The organism is Streptomyces vulcanius, assembly GCF_042653945.1.
GTDB lineage: Bacteria > Actinomycetota > Actinomycetes > Streptomycetales > Streptomycetaceae > Streptomyces > Streptomyces mangrovi.
This window is the reverse complement of record NZ_JBHSFK010000004.1, coordinates 217,284-243,123: the sequence shown is the minus strand read 5'-3', so window position 1 is coordinate 243,123 and position 25,840 is coordinate 217,284. Positions and strand designations below refer to the sequence as shown.

The 25,840-nt window shown below is 72.3% G+C and carries 23 protein-coding genes; 6 read left to right on the top strand and 17 right to left on the bottom strand.

Annotated elements, in window-relative coordinates; genetic code table 11:
* Positions 1-94: 94 nt before the first annotated feature.
* The 8 genes from ACFPIH_RS08030 to ACFPIH_RS07995 all read right to left on the bottom strand — a co-directional run bounded on the left by ACFPIH_RS08030 (position 95) and on the right by ACFPIH_RS07995 (position 10,232).
* Positions 95-850, bottom strand: coding sequence for a sugar phosphate isomerase/epimerase family protein (locus ACFPIH_RS08030; RefSeq protein WP_381169647.1), 756 nt, complete (start codon positions 848-850; stop codon positions 95-97).
* Positions 847-2,787, bottom strand: coding sequence for a DUF2264 domain-containing protein (locus tag ACFPIH_RS08025; RefSeq protein WP_381169644.1), 1,941 nt, complete (start codon positions 2,785-2,787; stop codon positions 847-849). The genes ACFPIH_RS08030 and ACFPIH_RS08025 overlap by 4 nt, the downstream gene beginning before the upstream one ends.
* 35 nt (positions 2,788-2,822) lie before the next feature.
* Positions 2,823-3,848, bottom strand: a complete 1,026-nt coding sequence (locus ACFPIH_RS08020) for a hydroxyacid dehydrogenase (protein WP_381169642.1) — start codon at positions 3,846-3,848, stop codon at positions 2,823-2,825.
* Positions 3,849-3,933: 85 nt separating this feature from the next.
* Positions 3,934-4,776, bottom strand: coding sequence for a carbohydrate ABC transporter permease (locus tag ACFPIH_RS08015; protein WP_381169640.1), 843 nt, complete (start codon positions 4,774-4,776; stop codon positions 3,934-3,936).
* Positions 4,773-5,741, bottom strand: a complete 969-nt coding sequence (locus ACFPIH_RS08010) for a carbohydrate ABC transporter permease (protein ID WP_381169638.1) — start codon at positions 5,739-5,741, stop codon at positions 4,773-4,775. The genes ACFPIH_RS08015 and ACFPIH_RS08010 overlap by 4 nt, the downstream gene beginning before the upstream one ends.
* 9 nt (positions 5,742-5,750) lie before the next feature.
* Entirely contained in the window at positions 5,751-7,070 is a 1,320-nt protein-coding gene (locus ACFPIH_RS08005; protein ID WP_381169635.1) for an ABC transporter substrate-binding protein, read from the bottom strand.
* A 111-nt stretch (positions 7,071-7,181) separates the two neighbouring features.
* On the bottom strand, positions 7,182-8,285 hold the full coding sequence (locus tag ACFPIH_RS08000; protein WP_381169633.1) for a LacI family DNA-binding transcriptional regulator: 1,104 nt from the start codon (positions 8,283-8,285) through the stop codon (positions 7,182-7,184).
* A 258-nt stretch (positions 8,286-8,543) separates the two neighbouring features.
* Complete coding sequence (locus ACFPIH_RS07995; RefSeq protein ID WP_381169631.1) at positions 8,544-10,232, bottom strand: glycosyltransferase family 4 protein; 1,689 nt, start codon at positions 10,230-10,232, stop codon at positions 8,544-8,546.
* A gap of 9 nt (positions 10,233-10,241) precedes the next feature.
* Between ACFPIH_RS07995 and ACFPIH_RS07990 the strand changes: the two genes are divergently transcribed.
* Positions 10,242-12,860 carry a CHAT domain-containing protein gene (locus ACFPIH_RS07990; protein ID WP_381169629.1) on the top strand — a complete coding sequence of 873 codons (2,619 nt, stop codon included), beginning with the start codon at positions 10,242-10,244 and terminating at the stop codon, positions 12,858-12,860.
* Here ACFPIH_RS07990 and ssuE read toward each other — a convergent pair.
* From ssuE to ACFPIH_RS07975, 3 genes are all read right to left on the bottom strand, one after another.
* Complete coding sequence (gene ssuE / locus ACFPIH_RS07985) at positions 12,844-13,356, bottom strand: NADPH-dependent FMN reductase (RefSeq protein ID WP_381169626.1); 513 nt, start codon at positions 13,354-13,356, stop codon at positions 12,844-12,846. The genes ACFPIH_RS07990 and ssuE overlap by 17 nt on opposite strands.
* A 71-nt stretch (positions 13,357-13,427) precedes the next feature.
* Positions 13,428-14,270, bottom strand: a complete 843-nt coding sequence (locus ACFPIH_RS07980) for an alpha/beta hydrolase (RefSeq protein WP_385876460.1) — start codon at positions 14,268-14,270, stop codon at positions 13,428-13,430.
* A 54-nt stretch (positions 14,271-14,324) separates the two neighbouring features.
* Positions 14,325-14,759, bottom strand: coding sequence for an RrF2 family transcriptional regulator (locus ACFPIH_RS07975; protein ID WP_381169622.1), 435 nt, complete (start codon positions 14,757-14,759; stop codon positions 14,325-14,327).
* Positions 14,760-14,898: 139 nt separating this feature from the next.
* On the opposite strand from ACFPIH_RS07975, the gene ACFPIH_RS07970 reads away from it, so the two are divergent.
* Positions 14,899-15,405, top strand: coding sequence for a cupin domain-containing protein (locus ACFPIH_RS07970; RefSeq protein ID WP_381169620.1), 507 nt, complete (start codon positions 14,899-14,901; stop codon positions 15,403-15,405).
* 27 nt (positions 15,406-15,432) lie between these two features.
* Here ACFPIH_RS07970 and ACFPIH_RS07965 read toward each other — a convergent pair whose 3' ends face one another.
* A complete protein-coding gene (locus ACFPIH_RS07965) occupies positions 15,433-16,080 on the bottom strand; it encodes a hypothetical protein (protein ID WP_381169618.1) in 648 nt (215 codons plus the stop codon).
* Positions 16,081-16,387: 307 nt separating this feature from the next.
* On the opposite strand from ACFPIH_RS07965, the gene ACFPIH_RS07960 reads away from it, so the two are divergent.
* Positions 16,388-16,591: a cold-shock protein gene (locus tag ACFPIH_RS07960; protein ID WP_037751662.1), complete on the top strand. Its 204-nt coding sequence runs from the start codon at positions 16,388-16,390 to the stop codon at positions 16,589-16,591.
* Between the two features lie 65 nt (positions 16,592-16,656).
* On the opposite strand, the gene ACFPIH_RS07955 is transcribed toward ACFPIH_RS07960, so the two are convergent.
* A complete protein-coding gene (locus ACFPIH_RS07955; RefSeq protein ID WP_381169615.1) occupies positions 16,657-17,847 on the bottom strand; it encodes a S8 family peptidase in 1,191 nt (396 codons plus the stop codon).
* Between the two features lie 342 nt (positions 17,848-18,189).
* Between ACFPIH_RS07955 and ACFPIH_RS07950 the strand changes: the two genes are divergently transcribed.
* Positions 18,190-18,939 (top strand): polymer-forming cytoskeletal protein, encoded by a 750-nt coding sequence (locus ACFPIH_RS07950; RefSeq protein ID WP_381169613.1) that lies wholly within the window; start codon positions 18,190-18,192, stop codon positions 18,937-18,939.
* A 61-nt stretch (positions 18,940-19,000) separates the two neighbouring features.
* Here the strand turns inward: ACFPIH_RS07950 and ACFPIH_RS07945 are convergent, their stop codons facing one another.
* Together ACFPIH_RS07945 and ACFPIH_RS07940 are read right to left on the bottom strand one after the other, a co-directional pair.
* Positions 19,001-20,419 carry a sensor histidine kinase gene (locus tag ACFPIH_RS07945; RefSeq protein ID WP_381169611.1) on the bottom strand — a complete coding sequence of 473 codons (1,419 nt, stop codon included), beginning with the start codon at positions 20,417-20,419 and terminating at the stop codon, positions 19,001-19,003.
* Positions 20,416-21,126 carry a response regulator transcription factor gene (locus tag ACFPIH_RS07940; protein WP_381169609.1) on the bottom strand — a complete coding sequence of 237 codons (711 nt, stop codon included), beginning with the start codon at positions 21,124-21,126 and terminating at the stop codon, positions 20,416-20,418. Before ACFPIH_RS07940 ends, ACFPIH_RS07945 begins: the two co-directional genes overlap by 4 nt.
* 134 nt (positions 21,127-21,260) lie before the next feature.
* Between ACFPIH_RS07940 and ACFPIH_RS07935 the strand changes: the two genes are divergently transcribed.
* Both ACFPIH_RS07935 and ACFPIH_RS07930 read left to right on the top strand, forming a co-directional pair.
* Positions 21,261-22,505 (top strand): DUF3500 domain-containing protein, encoded by a 1,245-nt coding sequence (locus ACFPIH_RS07935; RefSeq protein WP_381169607.1) that lies wholly within the window; start codon positions 21,261-21,263, stop codon positions 22,503-22,505.
* Positions 22,502-23,773, top strand: a complete 1,272-nt coding sequence (locus tag ACFPIH_RS07930) for a HupE/UreJ family protein (RefSeq protein WP_381169605.1) — start codon at positions 22,502-22,504, stop codon at positions 23,771-23,773. The genes ACFPIH_RS07935 and ACFPIH_RS07930 overlap by 4 nt, the downstream gene beginning before the upstream one ends.
* 28 nt (positions 23,774-23,801) lie before the next feature.
* On the opposite strand, the gene ACFPIH_RS07925 is transcribed toward ACFPIH_RS07930, so the two are convergent.
* Both ACFPIH_RS07925 and ACFPIH_RS07920 read right to left on the bottom strand, forming a co-directional pair.
* Entirely contained in the window at positions 23,802-24,842 is a 1,041-nt protein-coding gene (locus ACFPIH_RS07925; RefSeq protein ID WP_381169603.1) for a Gfo/Idh/MocA family protein, read from the bottom strand.
* Positions 24,839-25,837, bottom strand: coding sequence for a Gfo/Idh/MocA family protein (locus tag ACFPIH_RS07920; protein WP_381169601.1), 999 nt, complete (start codon positions 25,835-25,837; stop codon positions 24,839-24,841). Before ACFPIH_RS07920 ends, ACFPIH_RS07925 begins: the two co-directional genes overlap by 4 nt.
* Positions 25,838-25,840 lie beyond the last annotated feature (3 nt).

The following is a 25,840-nucleotide window of genomic DNA, read 5'->3' as shown; positions in this document are numbered from 1 at the left end:
GGTCAACTGTTAAATAGCATTCCTCCGAGGCATCCCGTTCTCCTCGCGAGGAGGAGTCGGTGAGGCTGACGTCCGGCACCCCGTCGGGCATGGGTCAGGAACAGGCGCCGAGTGCCCGCAGGGTTCCCGCCTCGCGGGCGAGGACGTTCTCGTCGTTGTCGGGGACGAACTCCAGGAGGACGTCGAGGTGTCTGCCCCGCAGCCGGCCGAGGGCCGTGCGCCACAGGTCGGCGCGGGCGTCGAGCGGGAGGCGGGTCGTGGCGGGCCACCAGGAGAAGGCGTGTACGGCGGCCACCTGGCCGGCGAGCCGGTCGAGTCCGGCGAGGGCCTGGGCGTCCGGTGTGTCCAGGGGCGGCTGCCAGTAGGTGTGTACGTCGGGCCGGTCGACCTCTTCGAGCAGCCGGAGGGTGCGGTCGGCGCCGTCGGTGAGGGTGTTGCGGTGGAACTCGTAGGCGAGGCCTATGCCCGCCTCGGCCGCGAGTTCCGCCGCTCGCCGGGTGTCGGCCACGACCGCCGACCGCTGAGCGGGGGTCGTCGCCTCGGTCCCCGTGGCGCCCGCCCAGATGCGGATGCGCGGCGCGCCCAGGCGTACGGCCGAGCGGAGCACCGGCTCGAACTCGGCCGGGTCGGTATGCCCGGCGCGGTAGTACGACCCGTACGAGGCGACCGCCAGGCCCGCCGCCTCGGTGGCGTCCCGGACGCGCGCCGCCGTGTCCGGGTCTCCGGCCGGTACGTGCACGTCGGCGCCCCACTCCACGCACTCCAGGCCCGCTTCCGTCGCCGCCCGGATGACGGCCGGCGCGTCCAGATGGCGGAGGGTGACCGAGCACAGGCCCGTCCGCAGGGTCATGCCGGCTCCTCGGTGACCGTGGGGCCGTCGTCGCCGAGGCACACGACCGTGCGCGTTCCGTCGGCCCAGCGGGCGGTGAGGACGAGGTCGTCCACCTCGACGGTGACCTGACCGGTGAGCGGGGGCGGACCGGGCTCGGCGGTGAGGGAGGCGAGCGCGGCGAACACGGTGGCGGAGGGGTGGTCGCCGACGGTTCCGGTGAGTTCGGGGAGCAGGGCCCAGGGGCCGTACGCGGTGCCCTCGGGTGCGCGGATCACCCGGCGCGTGTGCCAGCCGTACAGGCCGAGGAACTGGCCCGTCACCTCCGCGCCCGCAAGGGTGATTTCGTCGGGCTGTTCCGGGGCGGGGGCTGCCTCCGGGGGGAGGGCGACGGCCCAGCCGGTGTGGTGGACCGGAGTTCCGGGAGGCACGCCGACGGCGCGGTGGACACGCAGTTCGAGTCTGCCGCGCGCGAGTGTCAGGCTCTCGATCCGGGCCGACGGCAGGACCGGGCCGCCCTCGGGGAAGACCGGGCGGTGCCAGGAGGCGAGCCAGTCGGGGCCGGCGGCGAGCGGGTGGATGCGGATCCGGGCGCTGCGGGTGCCGCGGGCCGTCAGGGCGATGTGGTTGTCGGCGGTGTTGGCCGCGCTGGTGGGGCCGGTACGGGTGGAGTAGGCGAGGCGGGCGTAGACCGGGTCGCCGGGGGCCCGCTCCGGTTCCCGGGAGTCGAGCTTGTAGCTGCCGTGGTTGTGCAGGCGTACGAGGCCGTCCCGGGCGGTGCTCTGGACGAGCAGGCCGGGGGCGGGCAGGGCGAGGACGCGGTCGGGGCCCTCGGCGGGCGCCCGTTCCTCCGGCGCCGTCCACACCGGGTCCTCGGGCGGGAGCAGCAGGGCGAGGAAGCCCTTGGACGCCCAGTACGGGGAGCCCGGCCCCGAGTAGCGCTGGAGGGTCGCCGCGTGCGGCCCGTACCAGCCGAGGGTGAGGATGCCGTCCGCGCTGAGCGCGCCCCGGTCGAGGAAATGGCGCAGGGCCCCGCTGAGGACACGGCGGGTGGCGCCGGGGGCGAGCGGGGTCGTACCGGTGAGGGCGCCGAGTGCCACGGCCGCGTTCGCGGCGAAGCGGTACGTCAGGGAGCGCCCGTGGTGGATCGGCGCGCCGTTCGCGTCGAAGAGGAGGGCGAAGCCGTCGAGGAACTCCCGCAGGCGGGGGCCGAGCCGGTCCAGGAGGCGCCGGTCCCCGGCGAGGTGGGCGTGGAGGAGGGGGTAGAGGTGCAGCGCCCAGCCGTTGTAGTGGTCGAAGGAGCGGCCGTCGCCGTCGGAGTACCAGCCCTGCCCCTGGTACCAGCCGTCGAGCAGGTCGAGGCCCCGTTCGACGGCGCGGCGGGTCTCGGTGTCGCCGCGTCCGACGGAGTCCAGGAAGCCCGCGACCGTCAGCGGGAAGAGGTACCAGTTGTTGGGCGCGGGCGTGTGGGTGAGCGCGCCGCGCAGCCACCGCTCGACGCGGTCCTGGTCGGCGGCGGGGAGGGTGTCCCAGGTCCAGGGTGCGGTGAGCCGGAGGGCGAGGGCCACCGAGGCGGACTCCACCATCGGTTGTCCCTGGATGCCGTGGTGGCCGATCACGGGCCAGGACTCGGTGTCGTCGCGGCCGGGGCTGAGGGTGCCGCGGGCGAGACCGGCAGTGTAGCGCTCCAGGAAGCCGTGCGGGTCCTTGCCCGAGGCTCCGGCGGTGCGCAGCGCGGCGAGCAGGAAGGTGCGGGCGAAGCCCTCCAGGCCGTCGGAGCGCACGCCGGACTTCGACGGCGGGCCCGGCAGGTCGACGAGGGCGTGGCCGGGGGTGGTGTAGCGCAGGGCGGAGGCGAGGAGGTGGTCGGCGGTCGCTTCCCAGTGGGCGCGGGTGTAGCCGGTGTGGGGGCTGAGTGTGCGGTCCTCGGGCGGGAGGGGGAGCGGGAGTTCGGGCATGGCCGGGCCACGCCTCCTGTTCGTCTCGGGCCGTCTCAGGCGAGGCGGGCCAGGCGTTCGGGCCGGACGGGATGGGCGAAGGGACGGCCCGCGACGTACGACTCGACCTCGGTGAGGGCCAGTTCGGCGAGGCGGCGCAGCTCACCGCCCTTGGATCCGGCGATGTGGGGGGTGAGGAGGACGTTCGGGCAGTCGAAGAGGGGTGAGCCGGGGGGCAGCACGTCCGGGTCGGTGACGTCGAGAATCGCGTGGACACGGCCCGACATCACCTCGTCGGTGAGCGCGTCCTGGTCGACGACGGCGCCGCGCGCGGTGTTGATCAGGGTGGCGCCCGTGCGCAGCCCCGCCAGGAGTTCACGGCTGACCAGTCCACGGGTCTCCGGCAGCAGCGGCGTGTGCACGCTGACGACGTCACCGCGCGCGAACAGCTCCGGGAGCGGGACGGGATGCGCGCCCAGGGCGCGTGCCTCGGCGTCGGTGACGAAGGGGTCGTGGAGCAGGACCGTCAGGTCGTGCGGGCGCAGCAGGTCGATGACGCGGCGGCCGATGACCGACGCGCTCAGGATGCCCACCGTGCGCCGGTAGTTGCCCGCGTCGGGGAAGCGGTCGTTGAAGTCGACGCGGCGGCGCTCGGCGCGGTAGTCGCGGGCGCTCTCCAGGATCCGTTTGTTGGCGAGCAGGATCATGGCGAGGGTGTACTCGGCGACCGGGACGGCGTTGGCCGCGGCGGCCGAGGAGACCACCAGGCCGCGCTCCCAGCAGGCCGGTGTGATGTGGTGACGTACCGTGCCCGCGGTGTGCACGACCGCGCGCAGCCGGGGCGCGGCCTCCAGCACACGGGCGTCGAGGGGCGGGCAGCCCCAGCCCGTGACGAGCAGTTCGGCGTCGGCGAGCGCACGGTGTGCGGCCGGCGTGGTCAGATCGTCCAGGACGAGGTCCGGGTCGATGTCGGTGAGGGCCGCGAGCCGGGTCCGTACGTCGGCGTCGAGGACCTGACGCGCGGTCCGGTGCGCCATGGCCAGGGCGGCGCGGGGTCGGGGCCGGTGGTCGGGGCCGGTCACTTCACACTCCGGTGATCGGGTTCGGTCACTTCATGCCCTTCGCGATCCTGTTCGGTCACTTGACGCTCTCCGTGATCCGGTTCGGTCACTTGACGCTCCCCGCGGTCAGGCCCGACTTCCAGTACCGCTGGAGTGTCACGAAGGCGACGATCAGCGGGACGACGGCGAGGAGCGAGCCGATGACGACGAGCGGGTAGTACTCGGGCGAGACGGTGGCGGAGCTGTTCCAGGTGTAGAGGCCGAGGCTGAGCGGATACAGGTGTTCGTCGGAGAGCATCACCATGGGCAGGAAGAAGTTGTTCCAGATCGCGGTGAGCTGGAAGAGGAAGACGGTGACGAAACCGGGGCCCAGCATGCGCAGACTGACCCTGAAGTAGGTCTGCAACTCGCCCGCGCCGTCCACCCGGGACGCCTCCAGGACCTCGCCCGGCACATAGCCGCTGCTGAGCAGACGGGCCAGGTAGACGCCGAAGGGGTTGAACAGCACCGGGATGAACACCGCCCAGAAGGTGTTGACCAGGCCGATGTTGGAGGCCACCAGGTACAGCGGCAGGGCCAGCACGGTCGGCGGGACCATGACGCCCGCCAGGACCAGCCCGAACATCTTCTCCTTGTGCGGGAAGTCGTACTTGTCGAAGGCGTACCCGGCGGCGACGCTGATCAGCGATCCGACGCCGGCGCCGACCACCGCGTACAGCAGGCTGTTGAGGTACCAGCGGCCGTAGACGCCGTCCTCCATGGTGAACAGGTCGGTGAGGTTGTGTCCCAGCGAGAAGCCGCTGGGGGAGAGGATGTCGCTGCTGAACAGCGCGTCGGAGTTCTTGGTGGAGGCCAGCAGCAGCCACAGGGCGGGCAGCAGGGTGTAGAGGGCCGCGATCAGGACCACGGCGTTGGCGGTGGTACGGCTCGTGAGTCTGCTCGTGGTCATCGCGGGCTCCTCTCCCGGCGGCCCGTCCAGCGGGTCACCGCGTACGACAGGGCGCAGGTGACGATCAGGAGGATGACGGACGCGGCGGAGGCCAGGCCGTAGTTGTTGCGGCGGAAGGCGGCGTCGTAGATGTACATGTTCGGCGTGTAGCGGGAGTTGACCATCGGGGTGGCCTGGTTCATCAGGGTGGGCTCGGTGAACAGCTGGAGCGCTCCGATCAGGGCGAACACGCACACCATCACGACGGAGCCGCGGATGATGGGGACCTTGACCAGCAGCGCGGTGCGCAGGCCGCCGGCGCCGTCGATGCGCGCGGCCTCGATCACCTCGTGCGGCAGCGCCTGCAGGGCGGCGTAGAAGATCACCATGTTGTAGCCGAGGCCGCTCCACAGCGCGATGTTGACGATGGACGGCAGCACGGTGTGCAGACCCAGGAAGTCGATATGGACGTCCGCCTCGGCGAACAGCCTGATGACGGGGGAGAGACCCGGGGTGTAGAGGTACAGCCAGATGACGGCTGCGATGAGGCCGGGCACGGCGTGCGGCAGATAGAGCAGCATCTGCGCGGTGCGCCGCAGCCGGATGAGTCCGGAGTCGAGGAGGAGGGCGAGGGCGAGCGCGGCGACGACGACCACCGGGACGAAGATCACGCAGTAGAGGGCGATCACGCCGAACCCGGAGCGGAAGCTCGGGTCGCCCAGGACCGAGACATAACTGCGCAGGCCGGTGAAGACGGTGGTGCCGCCGCCGAAGCCGAGGCCCTTGTGGTCCTCGGAGAAGAGGCTGAGGTAGATCGCGTAGCCGACGGGGATCAGGAACACGGCGACGAGCAGGGCCGTGAACGGGGCGAGGAGCGTGACCCAGGCGACGGTCTGCTGACGGCGTCCGGCACGGCGGGGGCGGGCTCCGCGCACGGCGGACGGTTTGGTCCCCGGACGCTCTTCCGGAGAGAGGACTGTGCTCACGGCTGCACCTCAGTTGGTAGTGACGGACAGGCCGAGGCTCTTCAGGTCGGGCAGTGTTCGGCGTTCCCCTTCGCGCAGGGAGCCGACGATGGTGCCGCTGCCTGCTCCGGCCCTGGCGAACCCGTCCTCGACGGAGGTGATCGTGGAGGTCATGCGCGGACCCCACTGCCAGCGGGGGGAGACCAGTTGGGCGGACTGCTGGAAGAGGCCGAAGATGTCCTGGCCGGAGTAGTAGGAGGTGTCCATCTCCTTGCGGGCCACCGGGACCAGTGCGGGTACAGCCGGATAGGCGCTGCTGACGCCGCTGGAGAGCTTGGCGCGCAGGGCGTCCGGGCTGGTGACCATCCAGGTGATGAAGTCGAGTGCCTCCTCGGGGTGCCGGCTGTCCTTGGTGACGGCGAAGGTCGAGCCGCCCTGGGTGCCGAGCGAGGGCTTGGCGGGGTCCCACTGCGGGAGCGGCGCGATGGCCCACTTGCCCTTGCCGCCGGGGGTGGACTTCATCAGCGAGCCCGCCGCCCAGGCGCCCGCCAGATAGCCGACGGTCTCGCCGTTCTGGAGGTGGGCCCGCCACTGCTGGCTGTCCACCGGCTCGACCCGCACCAGGTCCTGGTCGACGAGGCCCTGCCAGTAGGCGGCCACCTTGCGGGTCGGGGCGTCGTCCATGCCGATGTGCCAGGTGTCGCCGGCGGTCCTGAACCACTGGGCGCCGGCCTGCCAGGCGAGTCCGGCCATGTGCTGGGAGCCGTTGGTGAAGAAACTGGCGATCCGGGAGCCGGGGTCGGCCCGCTTGACCGCGCGGGCCGCGCTCTGGAACTCCGTCCAGGTCTTCGGGACGGGGATGCCGTACTTCGTAAACACGTCCTGGCGGTAGAAGAAGACCATCGGCTCGATGTCCACCGGCACGGCGTAGACACGGCCGTCGAGGGTGGTGAGGTCGAGGGCCTGCGGGAGGATCTTGCGGCGCACCGATTCGGGCAGCATGTCGGTGAGGTCGCGGGGCACGCCGTCGATGGCGTAGCCGGGCAGCTGCGGGTACTCCATGGTGGCGACGTCGGGGGCGTTGCCGGCGCGGGCGGCGTTGCTGAGCTTGGCCCAGCCGCCCTGGGGGCCGGACGGAACCTGCTGGTAGTCGACCCGGATCCGGTCCTGGACACGGTTGTACTCGTCCACGACCTCCTGCGTGCCGCGCAGTGCCGACCAGAAGGTGAGGTGCACCGGCCCGCTCCCGGCGGTGCCGCTGCCGCCCGAGGAGGAGCAGCCCGCCAGGATCAGGGTGACGGTGGTGAGAAGTGCGACGGCGGCCAGGCGTGTACGTCGTCGTCCAGGCATGAGCCCTCCCGCGTCGTTGCTGGGGTCACTCAGATCCTGGGCGCGAGACGAAAAAGGCGTCAATACATCGAACAGAAGAAACTGAAGCGGTCAAACGAACAAAAAGCCGTGTCAGGGCGCGGCGGGCGGTGCCGTGGACTCCCTGACCACCAGCCCCGGCAGCAGTTCCATGTGCCGGGTGGCGGCCGGCCGCAGCCCCTGACGGGCGGTGTCGAGCCGGCGCAGCAGCAGGCCGAAACCGATCCGGCCCAGTTCGGCCTTGGGCGGGGCGACGGCCGTCAGCGGGACCGGTCCCATGTCGGCGACCACGTCGTTGTACGCCACCACCGAGCAGCGCCCGGGCACGTCGATCCCGGCCGCCTGTAGACGCTGTACGAGCATCAGCGCGTCCATGTCGCTGTGGATCAGCACGGCCGTCGCGCCGGCCTCGCGCACCGCGTCCACCAGATCCACCGGGTCCGCCGGGTCCGGCTCGGCGGCGGCCGGGTCGGGCCCGGCGGCACGGGAGCTGAGGATCGTCCGGCATCCCGCGGCCAGGCCCCGGGCGGCGGTCTGAGCGGCGAACTCGTCGCGGATCACCCGCGCGGTGGGGCTGTCGTCGCGGGCGGCCAGGACGATCCGCCGGTGTCCGAGGACGACCAGGTGCTCCAGTGCCAGGTGCACGCCGTAGGCGTGGTCGGTGCGCACGCAGTCCAGCGGGTAGATGGCGCTGGTGCGGGCGGGGCGCCGTTCCACCAGGACGACGGGGACCTCCAGGGCGGACAGCCAGGTGTGGTCGGCGTCCGTCTCCTCCGCGCGCGTGCGCCAGTGCGGGGACAGCAGAAGCCCGCACGCACCGCCGTCGAGTGCCTGGCGCACCGCCTCGCGCTCCGCGCCGCCGTCGCCTGCCGCGATGCGCAGTTCGACCCGCAGCCCGGCCTTCTCCGCGGCCTCCCGGGCGCCCTGGACGGCCTCGGTGAGGTAGGTGTTCCGCTCGGGCACGATCATCGCGACGGCGTCTCCCTCGGCGGGACTCTCCTGCGGTACCGGCCGCAGCGACCGCGCCACCCCGTGGCCCCGGCGCACCTCCCCGCGATGGGCCAGATCCTCGACGTCCCGGCGCACCGTGACGACGGAGACCGCGAGTTCGTCGGCGAGATCGGCGATGCGCGCGACACCCCGCGCCCGCACCAGCTCCGCGATCCGGGCCTGCCGCTGCTGCGCCGACTCCCGCATACCCCACCGTTTTCCGATCGATCGTCCGCGACGCCTCCAGTCTACCGACAGTCCACCGATCAATCGATCAATCGATCAGGAAAAGGGGGCGAGCGGGGCGGCCGGGCCCTGTCTGCGCAGGACATCGCCTGGCACCGCGAAGGAGTACGCGCTGGTCGCGAAGTTCTACGACTTCCATGGCGGAACCCTCGCCCGGGATGTGTCCGCCGCTGCCTTCCGGACCCCGGGGCTGCGGGGGGATGACCTGCCGGCCTTTCCTCATCCGGGCCCGGCGAGTGCCGCGCGGGCCGCGTCGAGCAGATGGCGCGCCGCCCCTGCCCAACTGCGTTTCTGGGCCAGGATCTTGCGCAGTTCGAGTGCCCGGGCCAGGGCCTCCTCGGGATGGGCGAGGACTTCCGCGATCCGGTGGGCCCAGGCGCCGTCGTCCTGCTCCCCGCCCGTGACGGGCACGACCACATGGCGCGCGAGTTCGGGCACCACCTCGGTGAGCAGCACGCCCAGACCGCTCTCCGCGCTCACCAGACAGGGGACTCCCGCCCGGATGTGTTCCGCGCCCACCAGGCCGAACGCCTCGGCCCTGGACGGCATCAGAGCCAGCCACACCCGTTGCAGGTCATGGTCGAGCCTCGCCCGGTCGATGGAGTAGTTGCGGACCAGCAGCTCCAGCCTCGGCTCCGTCACCCACCTCGCCAAGTCGTCGGCGAGGCCGGCGCCCTCGCCCCGCGTCGCCCCTCGCAGCATCAGGTCGACACGGCCGAGGTCCCGGCGCAGCCCAAGGGCCCGGTTCGTGGCCCGCACGGCCAGACCGACCCCCTTGGCGTCCGCGTCCTCCAGCCTGCCCATCAACGTGACCAGCGGGATGCCGCGCAGGCGCTCGGGAGGCGCCGTTGCGGGGAGATCGAACCCGGGATCCAGCCGCACGGGAAGCGGCGCCGTGCGCGGGAGGTCCCGGTCGAGCATGTCGTACAGGACCGGACCGACGCCGACCGCACGTGCGGCACTGCCCGCCAACTGCCACTCCGACCAGGAACGTTCCTCGGCCCGCCACGCGGGATCCCCGTCCCGGTCCTTCTTGAGCCACTCGAGACGGTCCGGCTCGGTGTGCACGAAGTGGAACCGGCGCGCTCGCTTGAAGACATCCTCGGTCAGGGCATGCGCGTACGGTCCCGTCACCTGGCCGTGGCCGATCACGAGGTCCGGCACGACACCGTCGGGCAGTTCGGGCAGGCGCAGGAGAGTCTGGTCCTTCCGAAGCCCCAGAGCCCGCGGCGCCTCGATCAACGTCACGTCCGCCCGGTCGGCGTCGAGCCGTTCCTCCTCCGAGACGGAACCGACGACAAGGCAGTACACCCGGACGCCCCGCTCCTTCGCCAGGGCCACGCAGAGCTCCCGGTTGACCGTGCTGATCCCGCCGCGCCCGGAGAACCACTCGTCGGCGATCGCCAGCACGCACAACGGGCGTGACTCCGGCACGGAGGACACCGGGCCCGGTGTGTCGTCCCGGGCGCCCCCGGGTGTCGTCGACGACCAGGCCGCTCCGTCCCACCCGACGCTGTCCGGAGCGGACGGCCGTCGCGCGCTCTCCGCGAGATCCCGGAAGGCGTGGTCCGGCACCGCGCCGTCGACGGACACCGAACGTCCCTCCGCCGTCACCAGCTGGGCACTCCCGGTCCCCTCGCCGGTGCCGTCCGTGTCGCGCAGCCAGTCCCGGAGCACCTGACCGGTGTTGCGGTAGCCCTTGCCGTCCAACTGGTCCGCCGTGTCGAGCAGTACGGCCTTGACCAGTTTGCGGGGGCCGTCGAGCAGCGCGCGGTGGTCGAGGTCGGCGGGGCTGATCTGCGTGACGGCGTCCACCAGACGCAGACGCTCGAGCAAGTCCTCGCGCTCGTCGACCGATACGGTGGGAGCGAACCGCACAACCAGGGACACAGAGTGACGGGACGTCATGAAGTGATGATGGCACGCTCCCCGCGCGACCGCCTGACGGACCGGCTCGCAGACCCCGGCACGGCATTCTCCTTCCCTCCGGCCACGGCGACCCGCCAATCGACCGAGCCGAACACGGAGTTCGTCGAGGACGCCGAGCGCACCCGCGCGACCGACCTCTTCCGCGCGTCCGACTGGGCCGATCTCGGCCACCATTACGACCGCATCGCCGAGCGCGCCTGGCGGACGAACCGCCCCGCCGAGGCGCTGCGGCTGCTCCTCGCGGCCCGTGCCGCCGCCCAACGCGCGGGCGACACCGGGGCGTTGCTGGAGAGGACGAGATTCCTCGCCGAACGGCACCGGCTGTCCACCGCCTTCCTCGCGGCGGAGGCCTGGAACCTGGAACAGCTCGGCACGGAACCGACCCCCGAGAACGCCCCGTACCACGTCAGTGCCTGGCGCGCCCGCGCCGAACTGTGCGAGCCGTCCGGCGCCTACGAGTCGGCCGTCGCGTTCAGCGACCGGGCCCTCGCCGTCGCCGAACGGTTCGCCGGGGCGCCGGGAGTGGCCGAAGCCAGGGCCCGGGCGCTGCTCCAGCGAGGGAACACCGAACGGCTGCGAGGGCACCTGGAGACCGCCTACTCGTATCTGCGCGACGCGCGGGAGGAGGCCGAGCGGCTGACGGGGGAGAAGGCATCCCCGCACCTCCGGGGACTGATCGCGCGGATCCACGCCCGCATGGACGTCACCGTCGGACACTTCGAATCGGCTCTCGCCATGTACCTGGAGGCGGAGGACTGCTTCCGCGAGAGCGGGTCGGGCGTCAACGTGCGTGTCGTCCGTCTCGCCCGCGTCTCGGCGCTGCGCTCGCTGGGCCGTCTCCCCGACGCCCTCGCCCTCTGCCGCGAGCTGGTTCGCGAGTGCGAGGAACTGGGACTCGACCGGATCCGGGGCCAGCTCCTGCTGGAACAGGCGGAAGTCCTGGAGGCGATGGGCGACGGGGAGGAGACGGCCAGGACGCTGGAGCTGGCCCGCCGGCATCACGAGGGTGCGCGCACCCTGGAGGCGGCGCGCTGGAACCGCCACATGGGGCGTCGGCTGATCATGTCCAAGAGCGACATGAAAGCTGCCGCCGCCCACCTGACCGCCTCGCTCGGCATCGCCACCCGGGAGGAGGGACCCGACCTCACGCGCACCTGGTACGCCCTGCACGACCTGCTGCGCCTCGAAGGAGACGCCGAACTCCCCGAATCCCTCCGTCTGTCGGCGAGCCGAACCGCCCTGGCGGGCGCCGACCTCCAACGCGACCGACTGAGCCGTCCCGAGAACCGCTGGGCGCTCCACGAGCAGCGGGAAGAGGTCTACGCCGGTGCGCTCATGGCGCACGAGGGCGCCCGGCGGCACGAGGACATCGCCCGGATCGTCGAACTCGGCCGCTCCGACGTCCTCGACCACGTCCTGGAGAACCCTGCCGAAGGCAGCGGGCAGGCCCTGTCCACGCTGCCCCTGGTACTGCCCCCGAGCGACCCGGACCGTGTCGAGGAGGTGTTCCGGGCCGCACGCGCGGTACACGCCGCCCTCGTCTACGACCGCGAACCGCCCCTCGGCTTCGAGGCGCCGACGCTGCCCGGCCGGCTGCCCTCCGCGACCGAGACCGACGCGTTGGCCGATGTCGTGGTTCTCCTCCAGGTGGGCAGGGGCCCCGGTGGCTGGTGGTCCTCGGCGGCCTCCCGGGCACGGTACGGCGCCTGGCACTCCACCCGGCAGACCGCTCCCGCCGAACTCGACGGTCTGCTGGATCTCCTCGCCGCCGGCGAACCGCTGCCCGAGTACGGCGTCAGCGCCCGCACCTGGGAGGCGCTCGGGCGGTTCCTGCTGCCCCACGACACCGCGTGGCGCGGAACCGTGGAACATCCGGTGTCCCTGTTGCTGAGCCCCGACCTCCGGCTGTGGCAGCTCCCCTACGGCGCGCTGCGACGCGACGGCACCTGCCTGCTCGATGTCGCCGAGGTGACGCTCACCCCCAGCCTGCGGACCCAGAGTCTGCTGCACCGCGCCCACGCCGGCTCCGGTACGGCCCCCGACGCGGCGGCGATGCCCGCCGTCAGCGTGCTGGACCCGCGGCTCAAGGGCCACCGCGACGAAGCCGAGGCACTGACCGGCTGGCCCGGATCCCATGTCGAACTCGGCGCACTCGACCCCGCCGAGGACCTCACCTCCGCCGCGCTCCTCTACCTCAGCGGTCTGGGAGGGGCCGCGGGCGAGACCAGCCTCGGGCCGCTGGGGATCACCCTCGACCTGCTCGCCGCGCTCCGACTGCCCCGGCTCCTGGTCCTCAACGGCTGCTGGACCGGAACCGCGGCCAGCCGCTACGGCCGGGACCCCCTGAGCCTCGCCGTCGGCGGGGTGCTCGGGCGCGCCCAGGCCGTCGTGGCCGGCATCGGCCACATCAACAGCTGGTCCTCCGCACAGGTGGGCGCGGCCGTCCTCGGTCCGATCGCCCGGGGCGAGACTCCCGGCTCCGCCCTGCGCCAGGCCCAGCGCACCCTGCGGGACACCAATCCGGAACTGGGACCGTACGACTGGGCCGGCATGTGCATGATCGGGGTGGGGGACCGGGCGCTCTTCCGACTCACGCGGTCCGGCTGAGAGCCGTGGTCCGTCCTCCCGGTACGGCCGAGAAGCAGTCGGTCACCTGCTCCAGGGCTTCCGCGGCGGCGGGTGCGACGGCCGGTGTGCCGTGGTCGTCCGCGGCGACGTCGGTCTCCAGCGTGAACCAGCCGGGCACGATGTGGGACGCCCCCATGGACGTCAGTACCGGGCGCAACGCGTAGTCGACCGCCAGCACATGGGCCTTGCTGCCACCCGTGGCCAGGGGCAGCACGGTCTTGCCGGACAGCGCGTACTGCGGGAGCAGGTCGAGCAGTGACTTCAGCAGCCCCGAGTAGGCGGCCTTGTACACCGGAGTGCCGATCACCACGCCGTCCGCCCGCGCGAACAGATTGGTGGTGGCGACGATCGCCGGGTGCCGGAAGTCGGCGCCGAGCAGCGCCTGCGCGGGCAGGGTGCGTACGTCCAGCGGTGTCACCCGCGTGGTGCGCGAGGTGGGAGAGGGGCTTCCGGAGACGGACAGGATGGCGGCCATGACGGGCCCTTCCGGGTGGGAGGTTCAGCGGCGGGCGAGGGAGAGCGAGAAGGTGAGAAGGCGACGGGAGCTCACCAAGCGCTCGACCGTACGGTGATCAGCGGCTGTAGTTCGTTGCGGAGCGTTTCGAGGAAGGACACGACCTCGGCGGCCACCGAGCGGTGCTGGAGGCCGTTGAGCACGTCGTGGTGGGCGCCGCGGACGACCGAAAGACGCGCACGGCCGAGCGACTTGGCCGCCCGCTCCAGGGCCTCGTGGTCGGCGAGGGGATCGGCGTCCCCGACGAGCAGCAGGACCGGGACGCCGGACGCCGTGTCGTGGACGGCGGCGAGTACGGCGTCCGGGATCGCGTCGCCGAGGGAGCCCCGCCGCACCTCGGGGTCCTGGGTGAGCGTGCCGCGGTGGGCGGGGCAGGAGGTGCGGACGTCGAGTTCGTCGTCCCAGGTGCCGACGGCGTCGGCGACCCGGCCGGGCAGGCCCGCGAGGACGAGCGCATCCGGCCGCACGGCGGTCGGTGACTCCGCCCGGTCCAGGAGCGCGGCGACGGCGGCGGCCCCCGAGTCGGCCCCGACCAGCACGACCGGCCGGACGACACCGTCGTCGGAAGCCGTGCCCGCCACGGCGTCGGCGAGCCGGGACGCGAAGGCGGCCGACGCGGCGGCCGGTTCCCCGAGGACGAAGACGGTCTCCCGCAGCCGGCGCAGCACCCGGTCGGCCACCTCGTCGCCCTGTAGTTCGGCGGCCTTGGCGACCAGCGAGGACGGCCATGAACTCGCCGCCACACGGCTCAGCCGGAGCGCCCTCGGCGCCCGCGTGTGGGCGCTGATGTCCTCGATGTAGCGCGCGTACCAGGCGGTCTCCGCCGCCGGGTCGGGCGGCGGGTCGTCGTCATCGTCGAAGAGGACGCAGTACACGCGACGCCCAGGGACACAGCGGATCGGTGTACTCCACCACCTCGGGCAGGGCCGTCACGCGACTCCCTTCCCGTTCAGCCCCGCACCCGCCTCGGCGGGCAGCAGTGCGGCCAGGGTCGTGCCGCCCAGGACCGCGGCGGCGTCCGCCTCCACCTGGCGCCACACCCCGGGCAGACCGGAGGCCGGACCGGGGTAGTCCAGCCCGGCCAGCGGCTCACCCCGCAAGGTGATCAACTCGCCGTCCACGGCGCGCGCGACCTCGAGAAGCGTGATCTCGTCGGCCGGCCGGCCGAGCCAGTAACCGCCCTCGCAACCACGCTGACTGCGCACCAGACCGGCCTTGCGCAACTCGCCCACCACCGACTTCAGGAACCGGAAGGGAATCTGCTGGGAGGAGGCCACGGCCTCGCACGTGAGCGGACGGGCAGGTTCGCGGGCGAGCTCCAGCAGGGCCCGCATCGCGTAGTCCGCCTTCGCGGAGATATGCATGCGCACATGATGCCCGACGGGACGCCCGCCACGAGGTCCTGGGCAGCTCCCGCTCCCACATTGCGGGAACATTGTCGCAGGTGAAGGCCAATGGACACCTCTTGACATCCTTTTCCGGGCGGCTCTAGCGTCCCCACCCATGAGCGAGCCGCTGACGACCCCCGGCGAAGGATTCCACCCCCATCTCCACGACGCCGCCGGACAACCGACGGCCCCCCTGCGCACCCGCCTCCACCACATTCGGGCCGACGCCCTCGACGGCGACACGGCGCAGACCGGCGGCATGCGCCGCTTCGCCGCCGTCAGCGGCAGGACGGTCGGCTCCGAGAAGCTGTGGATGGGCCAGACCCATGTCGCCCCCGCCACCTCATCGACCGACCACCATCACGGCGAGTCCGAGACCGCCATCCACGTGGTGAGCGGGCACCCCGAGTTCGTCTTCCTCGACGACTCGGGCCCACAGCCGGAGGAGGTACGCCTGCGCACCTCTCCCGGGGACTACATCTTCGTCCCCCCGTTCGTGCCGCACCGCGAGGAGAACCCGGACCCGGCCGAGGAGGCCGTGGTCGTCATCGCCCGCAGCACCCAGGAGGCGATCGTGGTCAACCTTCCCCAGCTGTACGCCCTGCGGCCCGCGGACCTCTGAACCCCGACGCCCGCGACCCGGGTGGTGTCACACGTCGGCCGGCGTGGGCTGCTTCTCGCTCTGTGCCGGTGCGGCGGACTCCGGTGCGTCGGCGGCGGTGTAGAAGACGGATGTGCCCTGCTTGGCGCGCTGGGCCTGGGTCTTGGCGACGAGGCCTTCCAGGGTGGTGCGTACCACGGTGGTCTTGATGGTGCGTTCGGGGTGGGCCTGCCCCAGTGCGGCGGCGATCTCCGCTGCCGAACGGGGTTCGGTCAGCTCGGTGAGGTGGCGCCGGACCAGGTCGACCAGTGTCGGCTGCGTCGTGTCCGCGGCGCCGGTGTCACCCGCGGGCTCGGGGGAGGCCGGCGCCTTGGCCGCGCGGGTGGGCTGGGCGGCGGTCTTCTTCGACTGTGCCCGCTTCCGCGTGCCTGACGCCGCGGTGGCCTTCTTGCGGGGGGCGGGCACCGTGGCGCTCTCGGACGGCTGCTCGGTCGTGACGGGTGCCGGCACCGCGTCGATGGCCTGCCGGATGCTGACCAGCACGGCGTGGTCGCTCTGAAGGGCGGCCAACTGCTCGTTCAGGGCGGCGACTTCCGCGCCGACACGTTCCTGTTCCTTGGCGTTGCGTTCCAGGTCGGCGGTCACCTGGGCGGTGTACTGCGACGTGAGTTCGGTGGCGGAAATGTTCTCGGACATGAAACGCACGACCTTTCCTCGATATGAGGCAGAGACAGCGGGCCTGCCACGCGCAGACGCGGCGACGGGCCCAAGTGCGGAGCACTGTTGGAGAGATAGTACGGACAAACGGACAAGTCGAGTGGATGGTTCGCGGTTGCTGTCTGGTGGGCGCCTGTTTCGCCGTGTAGCGTCGCTGTCGGATGTCGTGGTTCGCAACACCTGCCCGCGCTGTTGCGCGGGCGTTTTGCTGTGCTGTGTTCGACCAGGGCGACTACCTCCGGGGGCCGCGCGGTGCGGTTCCTGACAGCGACCGAGAGGCACCAGCATGGCCAGCGGAACCGTCAAGTGGTTCAACGCCGAAAAGGGTTTCGGCTTCATCGCCCAGGACGGCGGGGGACCGGACGTCTTCGCGCACTACTCCAACATCAACGCCTCCGGCTTCCGTGAGCTGCAGGAAGGCCAGGCGGTGACCTTCGACATCACCCAGGGCCAGAAGGGCCCGCAGGCGGAGAACATCACCCCCGCCTGACCCGGACGCCATCAGGCCCCCGGAGCACTTCGGGCTCCGGGGGCCTGATCCGTGGCGCGCCGAGGTCAGAGACCGCCGGTGTTCAGCAACTGGTTCGGCGTGCCCGTGCTGAGCCTGGTCAGCTTGTCCTTGCTGGACTGCGTCCGCAGGAAGTCGACGATCCGCTCCGGCACCTCGGCGGGGTGCGCCTGCTTGTAGAGGGCGGCGACCCCGGCGACGTGCGGCGCCGCCATGGACGTACCCTGCAACGCCACGCTGCCGCCGCCCAGCCTCGCGGAGAGGATCTCCGTTCCGGGGGCGAAGAGCTCGACGCACCGGCCCCAGTTGGAGAAGCTCGCCTGCTCGTCGTTCCGGGTGCTCGCGGCGACCGTCAGCACACGGTTCGCGGATGCCGGGGACACGTTGCACGCGTCCGCCGCCGAGTTGCCCGCGGCGATGACCGGCAGGACGCCCGCGGCGGCCAGCGCGTCGGCCGCGTTGTTGACGGCGGTGGACCGCGGGCCGCCCAGTGAACCGTTCAGCACCGCCGGCTGCTTGGCGTTCCTGCTCACCCAGTCCAGGCCCGCGATGATGCCCGAGTAGCTGCCGCTGCCGTCGCACCCGAGGACCCGGACGCTGACCAGGTTCACGTTGGTCGCCACGCCGTAGGTCCGGCCGCCGACCGTGCCCGCGACATGTGTGCCGTGGCCGTGGCAGTCCTGACCCCGCTGAGTGGCGGCGTCCGGCATCGCGTCGAACCCGAACGTGGCGCGCCCGCCGAACTCGTCGTGCGCGTAGTCGATGCCGGTGTCGAGGATGTACGCGGTCACGCCGGCACCGTTTCCGCCGACGGTGAAGTCGTTGTCGAGCGGAAGGTCCTCCTGGTCGATCCGGTCCAGGCCCCAGGAGGCGGCCGGCCCCCGCAGACCGGGCTTCGCGGCCGGGTTCGGATCGGCGGTGATCTGCGTGTCCTCCTCGACCGACGTCACGCCCGGGCTCTTGCGGACGGTGTCCAGCTGGAGCGGTGTCAGCTGGGCCGCGAAGCCGTTCAGGGCCGAGCTGTAGAGGTGCTTGGGCGTCAGCCTGAGTCTGTCGGTGAATCCGGCCGCGCCCACCTCCTTGTCCAGCGTGACGATGTACTGGCCGGGCACGGCGTTCTTGGAGCCGGTCAGCGGCGCGGGGGTGGGCTCCGGCGCCGCGGCCGAGGCGGAGACGGCACCGAGCGTGGCCGGGGCCAGGGCGAGGAGGGCGGCACTGGTCAGAGCGAGCAGACGCATGAGGGGAACTCCCTGAAGGCGGTCGGCATGGACGAGCCGCGCCCGCTGCGGCACGAGCCTCCTCGGGTGCGGCCGTCTCTTCCATCGGGCTCCGTCCGGCGCTGCTTGAACCGCCGCCTCCGCCTGGCCCACAGCCCGGAAACTCCGCACGCACGGTGTGTCCGACAAACTGCAGAAAGGATTACCCGCTCTTCCGCCAAGGCTTCGGCCCAGAGGCGGTTCCTCCCGCACGAGCCCTTGGCCGCCCCGGAAAGTTCACCCGTACGGGGTGCCCCCCAGGCAGGGGCGGCGTCTCTTCCCGCGCGCCCTGTGGTGTCAGTGGCGGTCGTTACCATCCGGAGCATGACCTCACAGACTTCGCCGGCCGCCTACCGCGTCATCGGCGCCGCCGAGGCGGAGGAGCGGTTCGGCGTCTCGGCCGACGTCAGCCATCCGTACCAGGACTTCGCCGAGGAGCAGGAGATACGCCTCTACGAGGGCGGGCTGCGGGTCGGCGGCGGACTGGAGCCGGAGCCCGACGGCGACTGGGTACCGTACAACACGATCGTCGACGGCGATCTGACGGTCGGCGGAGACCTGGAGTGGTGGGATTCGGCGAGCGGCAACTTCCTGCTGGTCACCGGCAGCCTGCGAGCCCGTCATGTGCTGCTGTCCGGCTGCCCCGACGTGGTGGTGCGGGGCGACCTGACCGCGTCCGGCACCATCCAGGGCAGCTACGGCGACGACGGCGGACACCTCGCCGTCGCGGGCGACACCCACGCCCGGACCGTCATCAGCACCCTCTACTTCACCATGCACTTCGCCGGACGGCTGGACGCACTGCTCATCGCCGACCCGCACCGCACCAACCACCCCGTCGACTTCACCGACGACGAACTGGACGACCTCGTCCTGCCCGGACTCCTCGACAAGGACGACACCGCCGACGAACGCGCGATCAGCGCCGCACTGCGCGAGGGAAAGCCGGTCCTGCGACCCGGCATACGACCCAGTCACCTGGTGGCAGTGGACGAACCCGACGCACTGCTGCCCCACGCCGAGGAGGTCACCGAACTCGACCTGTCCGACCGCGAACTCCGCCGACTCGACTGACCTGCCCCGTCCCCGGTTTCCTGAGGCCTGCCGCGGTTTCCACGGGTCCATTCCGGGCGCGTCATTCGGGTCCGGCACCGGGCAGCACACGCGACCCGTCCACGGTGAAGCCGATCCGGGCCCCGCCGCCGGGGCGCCGGCCGGCGCTCACCGTGCCCCCATGGGCCTCGGCGACATCGCGGACGATCGCGAGACCGAGTCCGGAGCCGGGCAGGGCACGAGCGGTGTCGGCCCGGTAGAAGCGGTCGAACACCCGGGAGATGTCGTCGGCGTCGATGCCCGGTCCACGGTCGGACACCGTCACCGCTCCGCGGCGGACCCGTACCTCGATGGGGTCGTCGCCGTCGGGGTCGAACTTGGCGGCGTTCTCCAGCAGGTTGCCGAGTGCGCGTTCGAGGCCCTGCGGGCGGCCACGGACCACGCAGCCATCGGCGTCGGCGTCGATGTGGACCAGGCGACCGGTTCGCCGGTACACGCGCCGCGCGACACGGCGGGCCACCGCGGCGAGGTCGACGGTCTCCTCGGCCTCCTCACGGCTGCCGGCGAGCGCCAGCTCGACGAGTTCGTCCACGAGGTGGGCGAGTTCGGCGGTCTCGCCCTCGACGTCGTCGAGGAGCCGGGCGCGGGCCGGTGGGGAGAGCTCGGCGACGCGGCGCAGCACGGTGGCGTTGGTGCGCAGGCTGGTGAGCGGGGTCCGCAGCTCGTGGGCGGCGTCGTGCACGAGTCGGTCCTGGGCGTCCCGGGCGGCTGCGATACGGCCGAGCATCCCGCTGAACGACGCGGACAGCCGCCCCACTTCGTCCCGCCCGCCGACCAGGCCCCCAGCGGCGAACTCGCCCCGGCCGTCGGCGTTCACCTCTTCGGCGACCTCGGCCAGCCGAACCAGGCGCCGGGTGATACGTCCCGCGACCAGTCGGCCCGCGCCGGCCGCGACCAGCAGGACCGCGAGGCTGACCGCCGTGATCTCCCTAGCCATGCCGCCCAGGACATACCGGGTCTGGTCGATCCGGACCGCCACCTGAAGAGCGCCCCGCCGCTCGCCCAGGGCGGTGGTCAGCCGGCGGTAGGCGCGGCCCGCCACGACGACCTCGGCGATGTCCGAGTCCCCGGCCTCGCCCGAGGCGGCCAGGAGCCGCCCGGTGCCGGACACCGGCAGGGTCACGGGCGGGCCACCGAGGCGGGTGGCGGTTCCGTCGACGGCGACGGCCTGCAGGATCAGCCGCCGCTCCTGCTCGTCCCCGGGACCGGGGCGGTCCGGCCCGGGGAAGAGCTCCGGCGCCTGGGCGATCACCTCGGAGGCCAGGGGCTGCTCTTCCTGTTCCTCGGCGTGCGCCAGGGCCACCGTGGCCGAGCGCAGTGTCCGGTCGATCTCGGCGAGCACCCGGTCGGAGGCGGCGCGATAACTCAGCGCTCCGACCAGGACCGCCACCACGGCGCCGATGGCGGCGAAGGCGAGCGCGAACCGCGAACGCAGGGTCATGGCCGCGCCGCGTACCCCACGCCGCGCACGGTGTGGATCAGCTCGGGCGCGCCGGCCGCGCCGAGCTTGCGCCGCAGATACCCGACATAGCCCGCGAGGTTCTTGGCGTCCACTCCGGCGTCGCGCCCCCAGACCTGCCGGTAGAGCGTCTGGTGGTCCAGGACGAGTCCCTCGTTGCGCACCAGGAGTTCCAGCAGGTCGAACTCGGTCCGGGTGAGCCGCACCTCCTGCTGCCCCCACCACACACGGCGGGCCGACGGAACGATCCGCAGCGCGGCCATGCGCAGGACGGCAGCGCCCCTGTCCGCGTCCTCTGTCGCCCCCACGGACTTCGGTGTCAGAGCGGCTCTGCGCAGCAACGCCCGCAGCCGGGCCGTGAGTTCGGGCACCGCGAACGGCTTGGGCAGATAGTCGTCGGCACCGGCGTCGAGGCCGGCGGCGCGGTCCGGGGTCCGGGACCGGGCGGTGAGCAGGAGGACCGGTGTGCGGTCCCCGTCGGCGCGCAGCACGCGGCACACGGCCATGCCGTCGACATGGGGCATCATCACGTCGACGACCAGCACGTCGAAGGACTCCCGGCGGACCCGGGTCAGCGTCTCGACCCCGTCGGCGGCGGTGACGACCTCGTACCCCTCCAACTCCAGTGCGCGTGCGAGGGATTCACGGACCGCGCGATCGTCGTCGGCGATGAGGACACGATCAGACATCCGGGCATGATGGCACACCGCTCTCCGGGCGGCGGTTCTCATGGAATTCCGGACCGGCTCCCGACCGAGTCTGAGATCACTCGCGAAGCATGGGGCCGCAGCACCATCACTCACACCCCCCACGGGAGCCCCCCATGTCCTCCGTTCCCCGCCCGACGGCCGCACGGGCCCTCACCCCGGATCGCAAGCGGTTGGGCGTGCTCCCTGCCGTGGCCGTCGCCGTGTGCCTGGGTCTCGGCGTCGCGGGCTGTGCGGGCGTCGGCCCGGCGTCCTCGTCGGCGACCCTGACGAAACCGAAACCGAAGCCGGTTCCGGCGTCCGCCCTGCGCACCGGCGCCGGCGGTGCGAACACGGCACAGGTCGTGGCCGCCGCGAACACGTTCCTCGCCACACTGTCCGACGAACAGAAGGACACCGTCCTCTACGACTTCGACGACCCGGCGAAGAAGACCGGCTGGTCCAACTTCCCGACGCCCGTCGTCGAGCGCAACGGCCTGAAGCTGGGCGACCTCACCGACGAGCAGGAAGCCGCGGCGCTGAAGATCATGGAGGCGGCGCTCAGCAAGAAGGGCTACGAGGAACTCGTCGAGATCCGCAAGGCCGACGACTACCTCGCCTCGCTCCCGGACACCGGCGGCCCGGGCGGCGGCACCCCGACGGGCACCCCGACCGGCACCCCGACGGGGACCCCCACCGCGACGCCCACCGGTGGCGGCCGGCCTCCCGGCGGAGGCGGCGGCGCCAACTTCGGCTCGGAGTGGTACTACGTCTCCTTCTTCGGAACGCCCAGCAAAACAGGGGAGTTCACCCTCCAGTACGGCGGCCACCACGCCGCCTACAACCTCACCTACGCCGGCGGCAGCGTGAGCATCTCGCCGACTCTCACCGCCGTCGAGCCGATGGAGTTCGACTGGGAGAACCTGTACTACGCGCCCCTGGAGGACAAGCGCACCTCCACCATCGCCGCGATCCAGTCGCTCACCGCGGACGAACTGACGGCCGCCGAGATCGACGGCAGCTTCGACGACCTCTACCTCGGCCCCGGCCACGACGGCCCCTTCCCGGCCGAGCCGGAGGGCGTCCTCGTCAGCAGCCTCACCAGGAAGCAGCAGGCGAAGGTCACCGCGATGCTCAGGGCGTGGGTCGACGACCTGGACGAGCGGGCGGCGGCGCGACTGCTGGCCAAGTACGTCTCGGAGTACGACGAGACGTACATCGGCTGGAGCGGCGGGACCACGCTCGACAACAGCCAGACCTATGTGCGGCTTGACGGGCCGTCGGCCTGGGTCGAGTTCTCCAACCAGCCGGGCGCGTCCACCGACGGGATCCACCAGCACACCATCTTCCGGGACGAGACCGCCGACTACGGCTGGGAATGACGTCCGTGCGCCGTCTCTTCCCCACCCTTCTGATCGCGGTGTTCATGCTGGTCGGTGGCCTCGCGTCACCGGCCGGCGCCCATCCGATGAGCACCTCCGCTGTACTGCTCGACATCCGGGACGACGAGGTCGCCGGGGAGGTGCAGCTGCCGATCGACCGGCTGGCCGTCGCCGTGCACCGCGAGCTCACCCCGGAGAGCGTCCTCGGCGCCGACCGGTCGTACCTCCACGACTACACGGCCGGGCACATCGCCGCCGTCGGCGACGACGGCACCCCCTGGACGGTGACACTCGGCGCACCGACGGTCCGTACGATCGACGCGACGGCGCATCTCGTCTACCCGCTCGGGATCCGCCCGCCCGACGGCCGCGTCACCGGTTTCGACCTCCGCTACGACGTCGTCGTCGAGGAACTGGTCACCCACCGGGTCATCGCCACCGTCCGGTACGACTTCGACCGCGGCATCCTCAAGACGGACGACGCCGAGACCCTCGGGGTCCTCGACTGGGACACCGGGAGCCTGCACGTCCCCGCCGGGGAGGGGTCATGGCTGCGGGGCTTCGTCACCACCGTCCGGCTGGGAACGGAGCACGTCGGTGAGGGGGCCGATCACCTGCTGTTCCTCCTCATGCTGCTGGTCCCGGCACCGCTGGCGGCGGCCGGTGGCCGATGGCACGCGGCCGGTCCGTCGCGGCGGCGCGCCGTCCTGCGCGTGGTCCACGTGGTCTCCGCGTTCGCCGTCGGCCACTCGCTCACCCTGGCCCTGGCGGCGGCCGGGGTGATCCATGTGCCGTCCCGGCCGGTGGAGACACTGATCGCCTTCTCGATCGCCGTGTCCGCGATCCACGCGATACGTCCGCTGGTGGCCCGCGGAGAGGTACTCATCGCCAGTGGCTTCGGGCTCGTCCACGGGCTGGCGTTCGCCTCGCTCATCGGCGACCTCGGCCTGGACCGGGGATCCCTCGTCACCACGCTCCTCGGCTTCAACCTGGGCATCGAACTGACCCAGTTGCTCGTCGTGGCCCTGATCATGCCGTCGCTGCTCGCCCTGGCCCGCACCGCCCTCTACCCCGCCTTCAGGATCGCCCTGGCCTCGGTCGGCCTGCTGTTCTCGGCGTCCTGGATGCTGGAGCGCGCGGCCCTGACCTCCTCCGACCCGTTCGAAGGAGTCCAGACGTGGCTGGTCGGGCACCCGCTGACCGTCGCCGCGTCGCTCGCGGTACTGGCCGTCGGGGCGCTGCGCCTGGGACGACGGATGCCGGTCTGAACCGGCGCCCCATGTCTGCGGACACGCGTCACGGCACCGTGACCGCGTCGGCGTGAGGTTCCGGCAGGGCCACCGGCTGTCCCGTGCGCAGTGACTCGTAGGCGGCCAGCACCACCCGCAGGGAGCGCAGGCCCGCCTCACCGTCGGGGGAGGGGCGTCGGCCGGTCCCGGCCGCGTCGAGGAAGGCGTCCAGCATCACCGCGTCCAGGTCGTCGCCGCCGGCCTCCCAGCGGGCCCGGCCGACGGCGCTGTCGAAGCCGCCCAGCAGCCGGGGGAAGGCGTCGAACTCGACGATCGCCCGCTCACCGACACAGGTCAGCGTGAGGCCACCCCAGGTGGGGTGGTCCTTGGGGTGGCTCCAGCTGCAGTCGACGGCGGCCACCGCGCCGCCGGGGTAGCGGATGGTGACCAGGCCCGCGGTCTCCACGTCCAGGCCGAGTTCGGCGTCCAGGACGGAGTTGGCCTGGGCGTAGACCTCCGCCGCCTGCTCGCCGTCCAGCAGTACGTCCATCAGGTCGGCGATGTGTACGGTGTGGTCCATCACCGCGCCGCCGCCCGCCAGTTCGCGATCACCGAACCACGACCGGGAACGGGCCGGGTTCCAGCCGTTGTTGGTGCCGTACACGCTGACCAGACGGCCGACGGAGCCGTCGCCGAGGGCCCGGCGCAGCGCGCCGAAGGCGGAGTCGAAGCGGACCGGGTAGGCGGTCATCAGGCTCACCCCGGCGCGGGCGCAGGCGTCGAGGATCGCCCGGGCGTCGGCCTCGGTGGTGGCCAGCGGCTTCTCGCACAGCACATGGGCGCCGGCCGCCGCGGCCCGTTCGACGAGGTCCCGGTGGCGGGCGTTCTCACTGGTGACGACGACCGCGTCCAGGGGCCGCGCGAAGACCTCGTCCCAGCTCGCGGCGTACGGGACACCGAGCCGCTCGGCGAGGGCCGGACCTCGGTCCGGGTCCCCGGGCGGCGCCCCGGGGTCGGCGGCGACGAGTTCCACGTCGTCACGGTCGCGCAGCAGCGTGAGGTACGTGGCGGCGTGGACATGGGCGAAGGACAGGACGGCGACCCTCATACGGGGCTCCTCTCGATGACCGCGGCGCGCCCGGTGCGGGCCGACTCGGCGGCGGCTTCGGCGATACGGACGGCCGCCACGCCGTCCCTGGCGCTCACCCGGGGCTCGGGTCCGTCCCCGGCGAAGGCGGCGGCGAACTCCCGTATCTGCACGGTGTACGGGGACTCCCCGAAGTCCCCCGACGGGATGCCCTCGGCGGCGCCGCCGCCGGCGCCGGTGACCCGCAGCCCGGGTGAGGCCAGTGAGTCGTGCCCGGTGGTGCCGCCGGTTCCGGAGACGTGGAAGGTGGTGCGGAACGGGGTGTCCGGCGGCGCCCACACGCCCACCACCTGCGTGATCACACCTGTCTCATGGGTGAGTACGGCCGTCCCGGTGGCGACGGACCCGTCCGGCGCGGGCGCGGTGAGGTGGCCGCGCTGCACCGCGTGGACGCGTACCACCTCGCCGAACAGCCAGCGGGCGATGTCGAAGTCATGGATCATCTGGTCGACCAGGATCCCGCCGGAGCGGGCCGGGTCGGCGAACCACGGGCTCCAGGTGGGATAGCGGCCGGTGCGGGTGAAGCGGGCCACCGCGACCCTGCCCAGTGCGCCGTCGCGGACGAGTTCGCGCAGCCGGGCGTAGGCCGGGAAGAAGCGCACCACATGCCCCGGATAGAGGCGCAGACCGGCCGCTTCGGCGGCGTCGGCGATCAGCTCCGCGTCGGCGGCGGTCAGCGCCAGCGGCTTCTCGCACAGTACGTGCGCCCCGGCGGCGACGGCGGCCAGGGCGATCTCCCGGTGGGTGTCGGTCGGGGTGCACACGTCCACCACGTCCGCCCCGGCCATCGCCTCCTCCCGGGAGCGGACGGCGGTGGCTCCGAACGCGTCGGCGAGGCCGGGGGCCCGGTCGTCGGGGGAGTAGATGCGGACACGGGCGCCGAGCGCCGTCCAGGCGGGGAGATGGGCCTGGGCGATGCCGCCCGCGCCGATCAGCGCCACATCGAGTTCTGCCATCTG

Bases quoted from the DNA above. Each gene is read 5' to 3' on its own strand.
- ACFPIH_RS07945 (WP_381169611.1), bottom strand. From the start codon at position 20,419: ATGACCCTGCGTTCGCGGTTCGCGCTCGCCTTCGCCGCCATCGGCGCC.
- ssuE (WP_381169626.1), bottom strand. From the start codon at position 13,356: ATGGCCGCCATCCTGTCCGTCTCCGGAAGCCCCTCTCCCACCTCGCGC.
- ACFPIH_RS07935 (WP_381169607.1), top strand. From the start codon at position 21,261: ATGTCCTCCGTTCCCCGCCCGACGGCCGCACGGGCCCTCACCCCGGAT.
- ACFPIH_RS08005 (WP_381169635.1), bottom strand. From the start codon at position 7,070: ATGCCTGGACGACGACGTACACGCCTGGCCGCCGTCGCACTTCTCACC.
- ACFPIH_RS07990 (WP_381169629.1), top strand. From the start codon at position 10,242: ATGGCACGCTCCCCGCGCGACCGCCTGACGGACCGGCTCGCAGACCCC.
- ACFPIH_RS07965 (WP_381169618.1), bottom strand. From the start codon at position 16,080: ATGTCCGAGAACATTTCCGCCACCGAACTCACGTCGCAGTACACCGCC.
- ACFPIH_RS07930 (WP_381169605.1), top strand. From the start codon at position 22,502: ATGACGTCCGTGCGCCGTCTCTTCCCCACCCTTCTGATCGCGGTGTTC.
- ACFPIH_RS08030 (WP_381169647.1), bottom strand. From the start codon at position 850: ATGACCCTGCGGACGGGCCTGTGCTCGGTCACCCTCCGCCATCTGGAC.
- ACFPIH_RS07925 (WP_381169603.1), bottom strand. From the start codon at position 24,842: ATGAGGGTCGCCGTCCTGTCCTTCGCCCATGTCCACGCCGCCACGTAC.
- ACFPIH_RS07950 (WP_381169613.1), top strand. From the start codon at position 18,190: ATGACCTCACAGACTTCGCCGGCCGCCTACCGCGTCATCGGCGCCGCC.
- ACFPIH_RS08025 (WP_381169644.1), bottom strand. From the start codon at position 2,787: ATGCCCGAACTCCCGCTCCCCCTCCCGCCCGAGGACCGCACACTCAGC.
- ACFPIH_RS08000 (WP_381169633.1), bottom strand. From the start codon at position 8,285: ATGCGGGAGTCGGCGCAGCAGCGGCAGGCCCGGATCGCGGAGCTGGTG.
- ACFPIH_RS07995 (WP_381169631.1), bottom strand. From the start codon at position 10,232: ATGACGTCCCGTCACTCTGTGTCCCTGGTTGTGCGGTTCGCTCCCACC.
- ACFPIH_RS07920 (WP_381169601.1), bottom strand. From the start codon at position 25,837: ATGGCAGAACTCGATGTGGCGCTGATCGGCGCGGGCGGCATCGCCCAG.
- ACFPIH_RS07975 (WP_381169622.1), bottom strand. From the start codon at position 14,759: ATGCATATCTCCGCGAAGGCGGACTACGCGATGCGGGCCCTGCTGGAG.
- ACFPIH_RS07940 (WP_381169609.1), bottom strand. From the start codon at position 21,126: ATGTCTGATCGTGTCCTCATCGCCGACGACGATCGCGCGGTCCGTGAA.
- ACFPIH_RS07970 (WP_381169620.1), top strand. From the start codon at position 14,899: ATGAGCGAGCCGCTGACGACCCCCGGCGAAGGATTCCACCCCCATCTC.
- ACFPIH_RS08015 (WP_381169640.1), bottom strand. From the start codon at position 4,776: ATGACCACGAGCAGACTCACGAGCCGTACCACCGCCAACGCCGTGGTC.
- ACFPIH_RS07960 (WP_037751662.1), top strand. From the start codon at position 16,388: ATGGCCAGCGGAACCGTCAAGTGGTTCAACGCCGAAAAGGGTTTCGGC.
- ACFPIH_RS07955 (WP_381169615.1), bottom strand. From the start codon at position 17,847: ATGCGTCTGCTCGCTCTGACCAGTGCCGCCCTCCTCGCCCTGGCCCCG.